This window comes from Pseudomonadota bacterium, from assembly GCA_026388315.1.
Classification (GTDB): Bacteria; Desulfobacterota; Syntrophorhabdia; order Syntrophorhabdales; family Syntrophorhabdaceae; genus MWEV01.
Window position 1 is genome coordinate 36,436 of sequence record JAPLKA010000085.1, and the last position, 9,810, is coordinate 46,245.

Sequence of the window (9,810 nt, forward strand, 5' to 3'; positions counted from 1 at the left end):
CTCTTGAGCCCGAATTGAGTTAGGAGGATACATGAGAGACAAATATTACCGGCTGGGCTGCGACATCGGCGGAACATTCACCGACTTTGTCCTGCTCAACGATCAAACAGGAGAGATACAAACCGGCAAGTGCCTGACTACACCACAGGACCCCTCCGATGCAGTTGAAGAAGGGATAAGGGCGCTGGAGGTGACATCACCGGACTTTGTCGGGAAGCTGGACGAATTGATACACGGAACAACCCTTGTCATCAATTCCATCATCGAGAGAAAGGGAGCCAGAACAGGGCTCATCACGACGAAAGGTTTCAGGGATGTACTGGAGATAGGCCGCGAGATACGCTATGCACCTTACGACATATTCGCAGAATTTCCCCAACCCCTGATCCCCAGGAGATACCGCATCGAGGTGGATGAAAGGGTCCGCAGCGATGGAACCGTCTTGAAGGCGCTGGATGTGGAAGATGCAAAAAAGGCGGTTCGCACCCTGCTTGGCATGGGTGTGGAGTCGATCGCCGTTTGTCTCCTCAATTCCTTTGAGAATCCGTCCCATGAGCTGATGCTCCAGGAGATCATCGAAAAAGAGGCTCCGGGCATCTCCACATCGATTTCGTACCATGTTCTGCCGCAGATCAAGGAATATGAAAGAACAAGCACCACGGTTACCAACGCCTATGTCAAACCCCTTACGGGACGTTATCTGTCCAAACTGGCCGACAGGCTTGATTCTATCGGCTTCAAGGGCAAACTCTTTATCATGCTGAGCAGCGGCGGTGTTACCTCTGTGGATACAGCGGCGCAGTTTCCGGTAAGGATTATCGAGTCCGGACCTACGGCGGCAGTCATTGCAGGCCAGTACTACGGCAAACACTTCAATATCCCCGAGATGTTCTGTTTCGATATGGGCGGCACAACGGCCAAGTCTTGTCTGATCCAGAAAGGCGTTGCCAGTGTGGTGCCGACATTCGAAGTGGGACGCGTTCAGAGGTTCATGAAGGGAAGCGGGCTCACGATTCAGGTGCCCGTCGTTGACCTGATGGAGATAGGCGCAGGCGGCGGCAGTATTGCTAAAATAAGCAAGCTTGGCACCCTTCGGGTTGGCCCGGAAAGCTCCAGTGCAGATCCAGGCCCTATCTGTTACGGAAGGGGAGGTAAAGATCCGTGCGTGACCGATGCGGACCTCCTGCTGGGTTACCTCGACGAGAAATATTTTCTTGGAGGGACCATGAGCCTCGACAAGGAGGGTGCACGCCGCGGTGTGGAAGAGAAGATTGCAAAACCGCTCGGTGTTTCCTTTATTCAGGCCCTCTGGGGTATCCATGATCTCATCAACGAAACAATGGCAGCGGCAGCAAAGACGCATATCGCCGAAAAGGGCGGGAACCCCAAGATCGTAACGGTTGCCGCTTTTGGAGGGGCAGGTCCGGTCCACGCTTACGGATTGGCCAAAAAACTGGGTGCGCCCCGGATGCTGATACCGCCAAATGCTGGTGTAGGATCGGCAATGGGTTTCTTCACCGCCCCGCGGGCATTCGATCTCTTGAGGAGCCATAAGGTTCCCCTGAGTGATGCTGCATTTTCCGATATTGAGGAGATATTCAAAGGACTTGAGGTCGATGCCGGAAAGATACTGAAGAAGGAAGCGGCCGATGACGCCATTACATATGAAAGATCCCTGGATATGCGTTTTGTGGGACAGGGCGCAGAAACGAATGTCCAGGCGCCGTCAGGGGATTTCACAAAACTCAAGAAGGCCGATATCAGACGCATCTTCGACGATGCCTATGAGAAGCTCTACGGCAGGACCTACCCCGAATCGGAAGTAGAGTTCATCAACTTCAAGGTCAGGGCAAGCCTTCCGGAACGGCTCCTCCAGCTTCCAAAACAGAAAAAGAAAAAGGGACAGTCCCTCGATGAGGCCATCAAAGGACAACGTCCTGCATACTCGCCTATCGCAAAAGATTTTATACCCTATACGGTTTATGACAGATACAAACTCTTTCCGAAGGCCAGGTTTCAGGGGCCAGCCATTATCGAAGAAAAAGAATCAACCCTCATTGTGGGGGAAGATGCCCGTGTATCGGTAGATGAGTTTGGATTTCTGTGGATTGACCTTAAGGAGGTAGGAAAATGAAACGTGCGTTTGATCCGATCACGTTAGAGATATTATGGAGAAGGCTGATTTCCATTGTTGACGAGGCGGACGGCAGTGTTGCCCGCACCGCCTTTTCGAGCCTGCTCAGGGATGCCCATGACTATACCTGCATGTTTACGGACAGATTGGGCCGGGAACTGGCTCAGGGGAGCTATGCAACCCCCGGACAGTCCGGCGCCATGGCCCTGGGTATAAAGAATCTGGTTAACAAGTACCCGTTGGAACATTACCAGCCAGGCGATGTATTTATCACGAACGATCCCTGGGCGCTCGCGGGTCATTTGAATGACGTATGTGTTATGAGCCCTATATTTTACAAGGAGCAACTGGTTGCCTTTACGGCAAGCGTATTTCACCATTCCGATATCGGTGGGCGTGTTGCCTCCGACAACCACGATGTTTTTGAGGAAGGTCTTTTTATTCCCTTCGTAAAGCTATACGACAAGGGAGTCCTCAACGAGTCGGTGCTCGATATGATCAGGTGGAACGTGCGAACCCGCGAGGAGGTGATCGGCGATATACGGTCCCAGATCGCAGCGAACCACGTGTGCGGTGAAAAGATACGGCAGATGCTGAAAGAGAGCAACCTTGAAAACCTGGACGATCTGGCGGATCAGATTATCGGTTTGACCGAAAAAAGCATGAGGGAAGAGATCGAAAAGATCCCCGATGGCCTCTATCATGCTAAAGGCGTAATCGAGCAGATGAAAGGAAAAGACGATATCATCATCCAGGCGAAGGTCGAGATAAAGGGAAGCGATATCATTGTAAATCTCGACGGTTCTTCCGGTCAGGTAGACTGGGGCGGAAACGTTGTTTATAATTTTACCTATGCCTATGTATTTATGGCAATAAAAAGCATGTTTGCCCCGGACATCCCGAACAACGATGGCTGCGCCAGGCCTATACAGCTTTTTGCCCCTGAAGGAACCGTTGTGAACTGCAAGTTCCCTGCAGCCGTGGCTGCACGGATGGGGGTGGGCCATTTTCTTACTGAGGTCATTTACCGGGCATTGTCCAATGTTCTACCCAACAGGGTGATCGCAGCTTCCGGCGGTACGCCGGCTGCTATGAACGTATTTTACGGAAGAAGGAAAGACGGGAAGCCGTGGCACTCCGTGATTATCCGGGGAGGCGGCATGGGCGCAGGCGCGTCCAACGACGGGAACTATGTCTATATCTTCCCGGCCAACGGCGCCAATACGCCTGTTGAGATATTTGAAAGTGACACCCCGCTTATCGTAGAGAAGAGAGAACTCCTCTCCGATTCAGGCGGCTGCGGCAAGATGAAGGGCGGTCTCGGAAAAAGGGAAGTCTTCAGGATACCCGACGATCAGTATGCCCCCATGCCCCCGGTTAACCTGGGGATCCAGTCAGGAAGGTATATCTATCCGGCGGAAGGGCTCTTTGACGGTAAAACTGGCACAAAGGCCCAGTTTCTGGTCAACGGCGTTCCGGGTAACTCCTATGGATTGACACAGATGAAGCCCGGTGACGTGGTCATCATCGACGCCCCCGGCGGCGGAGGATACGGCAAACCTTTTGAGCGCGACCCGGAAATGGTGGTCAGCGACGTCATTGAAGGATATGTGAGCATTGAAAGTGCCATGAATGATTATGGTGTTGTTATTAGTCCGGTAACCGGAGAAATTGACTGGAAAGAAACAAAGAAGCTGAGAAAGTAGGAAGTTAAGAAAGAAATTAGCTATGCACAGAATTTTAGTAATTGAGTGAATAAGTAAATGAGTAATTAAAATCACTTAATCACTTAATCACTTATTTACTTGATTACTGTAACCGCTGTTTTGATAAAGGAGGAAGGAAACGATATGGAAAGACCATTTGATGCAAAAGTAAAAACAGAGAAGGAGCTCAAAGCGCTTCAGCTTGAGGGTCTGAAATGGACGGTGGACCATGTTTATAACGGTTCTGGCCATTACCGGAAAAAATTTGACGAAGCTGGTGTAAAGCCGGCGGACATTAAAACGCTGGAAGACTTACGGAAATTGCCCTTTACTTCCAGCAAAGACCTTCAGGAAGGCTATCCCTTTCCGCTCCTGAGCGTACCCATGGAGAAGGTTGTCCGCATCCATGCATCCAGCGGTACCACCGGTAAAAGGAAGGTGCTTTGTTATACCGCAAAAGATGTAGATGACTGGGCGGAGATGTTCGCGCGGTGTTATTCCTATGCAGATTGTACCGTGGAAGACAGGATACAGATCGCAGTGGGGTATGGTGTATGGACAGCGGGATGGGGTTTCCAGAACGGCTGCGAACGTTTCGGTGCCATGTCAATCCCCATAGGCCCGGGCAACACGGATATGCAGTGCCAGTTCCTCGAAGATTTCGGGACAACGGCCATGTGCTGTACTGCGTCCATGGGGCTTCTTATGGCGGAGCTTATCGCAGAACGGGGGCTTAAAGGTAAGATTGCTCTGAAAAAGATGATCTTCGGGTCGGAACGCGCCAGTGATGCCATGAGGATGCGAATTTCTGAACTTTCAGGGGTCAGCTACGACCAACTCTTTGATATTCCCGGTATGACTGAGTTGTACGGACCGGGAACCGGTCTGGACTGCAGGTACCATAAAGGCATTCACCACTGGGCCGATTACTACATACTGGAGATTTTGAACCCTGACACACTGGAGCCTGTTCCACCGGGAGAAGTGGGGGAAATGGTGGTAACGACTCTGAAAAAGGAAGCAGCGCCGCTCATCCGTTACCGGACACGGGACCTGACAAGGATGATACCAGAGCAGTGCCCCTGCGGAAGTATTATGCCCATGCACGACAGGATCCTCGGCAGATCCGATGACATGTTTATCTTCAGGGCTGTCAATATTTACCCGAGCCATATCGATCAGATACTGTCCAACATCAAAGGCGTGGGCAGCGAGTATCAGATTGTCCTTTACCGGAAAGAGGCAGGTGGAAAAGACCACATGACGATCAGGGTCGAGCGGGCCCATGGTGTACAGCACTCTCATGACTCGGATAAGCACACCAGGAAGGCCACCGAGCACGAAATAAAAAAGCAGGTGTTAGTGAGCTGTGATGTGGAAATTGAGGACTACGGCTCATTACCGCGGTCTGACAGGAAAACAAAAAGGGTATTTGATAATAGAGACTGATAAAGACAGTGAATAGTAATAGTAGACAGTGAATAGTTGAAAGGGCAGTCGAGTCTTTTGCTATTCACTATGGACTATTCACTAACGGCTGCTCTTAAAAAGGAGGTTACTGTGAGAAGCTTTGAATACCACAAACCGGAGACGGTTCAGGAAGCAGTTGAATTGATGGGCGCCCTTGATAATGCGAAGTATATTGCCGGCGGGACAGATGTAATGGTGCTTTTCAGGCAGAAGAAGATTGCGCCGGCAAACCTTATTTCTCTGAGGAGTATCAATGACCTTGTTTACATTGATGAGCAGGACGGCTTAAAGATCGGAAGTGCCGCGACACTTTCCGCGATTGCGAAGGATGAATTCATCAAACGCTCTTATTCGGCACTCAATGATGCCGCAACCCGTCTCGGTTCACTTCAGATCCGGAACGTTGCAACGATGGGCGGAAATATATGCAATGCAGCGCCTTCTGCTGATACGGCATGTCCTCTTCTTGTTCTTGATGCAAAGGTCATAATTGTTGGGCAAAAAGGGGAGAGGGAGGTGGATATCGATGATTTCTTCCTCGGACCTAATAAAGTAGCCCTTGAAAAGGGTGAGATTGTAAAAGGTTTTCATATGCCGCAATTTGGAAACAATACGGGCTCTGCCTATATAAAACATACAAGAAGGCAGGCAATGGATCTCCCCATGATAGGGGTAGGTGCACGGATAACGATCAAGATCGGCAAAAGCGAGGCGCGCTGCCATGATGCCCTTTGCACTATTGATAACATTTCCAACGTGCTTGCACGTCTCCAGGACGAAGAGCTGGAGATTGAGGATGCACGGATAGCCATGGGGGTTGTTGCTCCGAGACCTATACGGGCGAAACAGGCTGAAGCAGCCCTGAAGGGAAAAGTCGTATCGGAAAAACTCTTCCGAGAAATCGGGGAGATTGCAATGTCAGAAGCCCAGCCAAGGGACAGCATCAGAGGCGAGGCATGGTACAGGAAGGAAATGGTGAAAGTTCTTGTAAGAAGGGCTCTTATGCGGTCAATCGACAGAATCATCAGGCCGGACGATACAATTTATCCGGAGAGATTATGGTAAGGAAACAGTGTTGAGTTGTGAGTGTTGAGTTAAAACATTGAACATAAAACCTTGAACGATATTAGGGGGTAACGATGAAAAAAGAAATAACGTTCACTTTAAATAACGAAGTAATGGAGGTAGAAGTTGATCCCGGATGGACACTCCTTTATCTGCTGAGGGAAGTCCTTGAGATGACCGGTACGAAAGAAGGTTGCGGTTACGGGGAATGCGGCGCCTGTACGGTAATCATAGACGGCCAGGCGGTGAATTCATGCCTGTATCCTGTCATGGAGGCCGAAGGGAGGAAGGTTACCACCATAGAAGGCGTCATGTCAAAAAGCGGTGAGCTTGACCCCGTCCAGCATGCCTTAGTACAGAACGGCGCTGTTCAATGTGGATTCTGCACACCGGGCATGGTTATGTCTGCAAAGGCGCTCCTGGATGAAAAGGAAAAACCGACGGAAGACGATATCAAGGAGAGCATCGAAGGCAATCTCTGCAGGTGCACCGGGTATGTCAATATTATCGATGCTATAAAATCTGTTGCAGGCGGGAGGTGAATATGAGCGATCTCACAAAAGTAGGACAGAGGATTCCAAAGAAGGATGCGCCGTTAAAGGTTACCGGCGCTGCGGTATATATACAGGATATGAAAGTACCGGGCATGCTTTATGGCAAGATCCTGTACAGTAAGTACGCCCACGCAAAAATACTGAAAATAGATACCAGCAAGGCAGAAAAGCTTCCCGGTGTAAGGGCTGTGCTGACCGGTGCAGATGTACCGAACAATTTTAAATTCGGCTTCCTTAAAGATAACCCGCCGCTGAAGACAGGCAAGGTGTTATCCGCGAGGGATGAAGTCGCAGCCGTTGCTGCCATAAGTACTGAAATAGCAGAAGAGGCGCTTGATCTCATCGAGGTAGAGTATGAAGAACTGCCGGGAATTTTCGACCCTCTCGATGCCATGAAAGAAGGGGCGCCGCTGATTCATGAAGAATTCAAGTCGAACGTCCTGAAGCTGCCCTGGAAGCTGGTCGCCGGCGATGTGGAAGAAGCGAAAAAGGCATCGGCATATATCGCTGAGGACAGCTTCAGCACTCAATGGGTAACGCACTGCTGCCTCGGCACGAGCGGCTGTATCGCTGCTTTTGACATGAACAACAATCTCACCATGTACAGCAACACACAGATACCATCTCTTGCACAGAATGACTATTTAGAGGCGCTCAAGACCTTTGGCCTGAAAAACAAACGGGTAAGGATTATTCAGTGCGTCATAGGAGGAGGTTTCGGCAGCAAGCTCGACACCTATGCCTATGAATACATCGCCGTCCTGCTTGCCTTGAAGACGAGAAAACCAGTGAAGATCGTTTTCTCAAGAGAAGAAGAATTTTTTGCCACTTCCCCGCGGCAGTGCACGATCACAAAAATCTCACAGGGATGCGACAAGGACGGACGGCTTACCTTCCGTGAAATGGAGATGGTCCTCGATAACGGTGCCTATACATCCTGGGGGTCAACAACGCCTTCGGTTATGATGGTGCCCATCTCATCTCTCTACAAGGTACAGAATATTAAATATGTGGCGAAGTGCGTGTATACAAATAACACGTACAGCCAGGCAATGAGGGGTTACGGGAACCCTCAGGCGACCTTCGCAATAGAATCATGTCTGGATCAGCTTGCCGAGAAGGCAGGTATTGACCCCCTTGAGATCCGTCGCATAAACGCGAACGAACCTGGCGAGATCACGCCGCAGAATTTCAGGATTACCTCCTGCGGGATGAAGGAATGTATCGATGAGGTAGCAAACAGGCTGGACTGGAAAGGTAAAAGAGGGAAACACAACAGCAGGGGTGTTGGTATGGCAAGCCTCATCCACGTTGGAGGCGCTGCCAGGGTATATAAGTCTGACGGCTGCGGCACCATCATAAAGGTGGATGACAACGGTAAAGTCGATGTCATTACCGGGTCTTCAGAAATCGGCCAGGGATCAGAGACGATTATTTCTCAGATTGTTGCAGAGGTGCTCGGTATTAACATCGATGATATTAACGTCATCAATAACGACACCGATGTATGCCCCTGGGATGTGGGGGCACACGCGAGTAGAACTACCTTCGTGGCGGGTAACTCTGCCCTTGGTGCGGCCAAAAAGATAAAGGCCCAGATAATGGAGGTGGCTGCGAAAAACCTTGGCGAAGACCCGCAATTACTGGATATCAGAGACGGGGTAGTTTTCTCCATAAAAGACAAAGAAAAGAATATACCACTGTCAAAGGTACTGCGGAAGGTCCATTATTCTCTGGGCGGCAGGATGCTCGTGGCAGAGAACTTCTATGACCCGCCAAACGAAAACTTCGATCAGAACTTTAAGGGCAACCTTTCCGTTTCTTACGCATACGGTGCCCACGGGGTCGAGGTTGAGGTAGACAAAGATACCGGCCAGGTAAAGATCCTGAATTATATCGCTGCCCACGACGTAGGAAAGGCCATCAACCCCATGCTATTGGAAGGGCAGATTTATGGAGGCGGGCTTCAGGGTATCGGTTATGCCCTTGGAGAACGAATGATCTTCGAAAAAGGGGTTCTTAAGAACGGTAATTTTCTTGATTATAAGATGCCTACAGCAAAAGATGTACCGCCTGTCCAGGCTGTCATTGTTGAAACAGACGAACAGGCCGGACCTTTCGGTGCAAAAGGCATCGGGGAACCGGGGCTTGTACCGACTGCACCGGCCATTGCAAACGCCATTTATGACGCCGTCGGGGTACGCATCAAAGACCTGCCCATTACGCCGGAAAAGGTTCTAAGGGCATTGCAGGAAAAAGGGAAAAGCGCCTGATATTTTCATAGTAAATTCAAGGGGTAAGAAAATGTTCCTTGCCCCTTGATTACTTTTTCCCTTCCCCTTGTTTTTTTGGTAAATCTATAATATTATTTCAAACGGACAATATGGAGAAGCTTTTCCCCAGGGGCAAAATACAAAAACTGATTTTCTGGTGTTTACTTCTGACTGCCCTGTTCAGCTTTTTTCTTTCCATTATTCTTATCTACAATCATATTTCCTATAAAAACACCATTGCAAAGAAGGCTAAAGACCGTGTGGTTCGCCATGCCATGGAGGGCGCAAGAGAGATAGACGATATTCTTCAAAAACGCATGTCTGCAGCCCAAAATATCGCTGATGATTTGACAGCCAACAGGCTCAGCAGGGAAGAGGTTTTAAAAAAAATCAAGGACATAGTTGATGCGAATCCGCACATTCATGGTATTGCCATCGCTTATAAACCGTATGCATATAACCCAAAAGGACCAGCGGGGGCGAACGCGCAGAAATTTACGGTTTTGACATACAATTTGACTTCCAAACCGTAAATTTCTGTCAAAATATCCCCTGCTCATCTTCGATGAAATAAGTACCGTTTGGCAGTACGTGTTTGAATGGCAATA

At 49.7% G+C, this 9,810-nt stretch carries 7 protein-coding genes; all 7 read left to right on the forward strand.

Translation table 11 applies throughout. From position 1 onward, the window contains the following. Nucleotides 1-31 precede the first annotated feature (31 nt). Entirely contained in the window at nucleotides 32-2,134 is a 2,103-nt protein-coding gene (locus NTX75_12120; GenBank protein ID MCX5816966.1) for a hydantoinase/oxoprolinase family protein, read from the forward strand. Beyond that, on the forward strand, nucleotides 2,131-3,840 hold the full coding sequence (locus NTX75_12125; GenBank protein ID MCX5816967.1) for a hydantoinase B/oxoprolinase family protein: 1,710 nt from the start codon (nucleotides 2,131-2,133) through the stop codon (nucleotides 3,838-3,840). The genes NTX75_12120 and NTX75_12125 overlap by 4 nt, the downstream gene beginning before the upstream one ends. A 144-nt stretch (nucleotides 3,841-3,984) precedes the next feature. Beyond that, the gene (locus NTX75_12130) at nucleotides 3,985-5,289 is read left to right on the forward strand and encodes a phenylacetate--CoA ligase (GenBank protein MCX5816968.1); all 1,305 of its coding nucleotides are present in this window, start codon (nucleotides 3,985-3,987) and stop codon (nucleotides 5,287-5,289) included. A gap of 111 nt (nucleotides 5,290-5,400) precedes the next feature. Beyond that, entirely contained in the window at nucleotides 5,401-6,375 is a 975-nt protein-coding gene (locus NTX75_12135; protein ID MCX5816969.1) for an FAD binding domain-containing protein, read from the forward strand. A 74-nt stretch (nucleotides 6,376-6,449) separates the two neighbouring features. Continuing rightward, entirely contained in the window at nucleotides 6,450-6,917 is a 468-nt protein-coding gene (locus NTX75_12140) for a (2Fe-2S)-binding protein (GenBank protein ID MCX5816970.1), read from the forward strand. A gap of 2 nt (nucleotides 6,918-6,919) precedes the next feature. Beyond that, nucleotides 6,920-9,202: a xanthine dehydrogenase family protein molybdopterin-binding subunit gene (locus NTX75_12145; GenBank protein ID MCX5816971.1), complete on the forward strand. Its 2,283-nt coding sequence runs from the start codon at nucleotides 6,920-6,922 to the stop codon at nucleotides 9,200-9,202. 110 nt (nucleotides 9,203-9,312) lie between these two features. Then, nucleotides 9,313-9,735 carry a hypothetical protein gene (locus tag NTX75_12150; protein ID MCX5816972.1) on the forward strand — a complete coding sequence of 141 codons (423 nt, stop codon included), beginning with the start codon at nucleotides 9,313-9,315 and terminating at the stop codon, nucleotides 9,733-9,735. Nucleotides 9,736-9,810 lie beyond the last annotated feature (75 nt).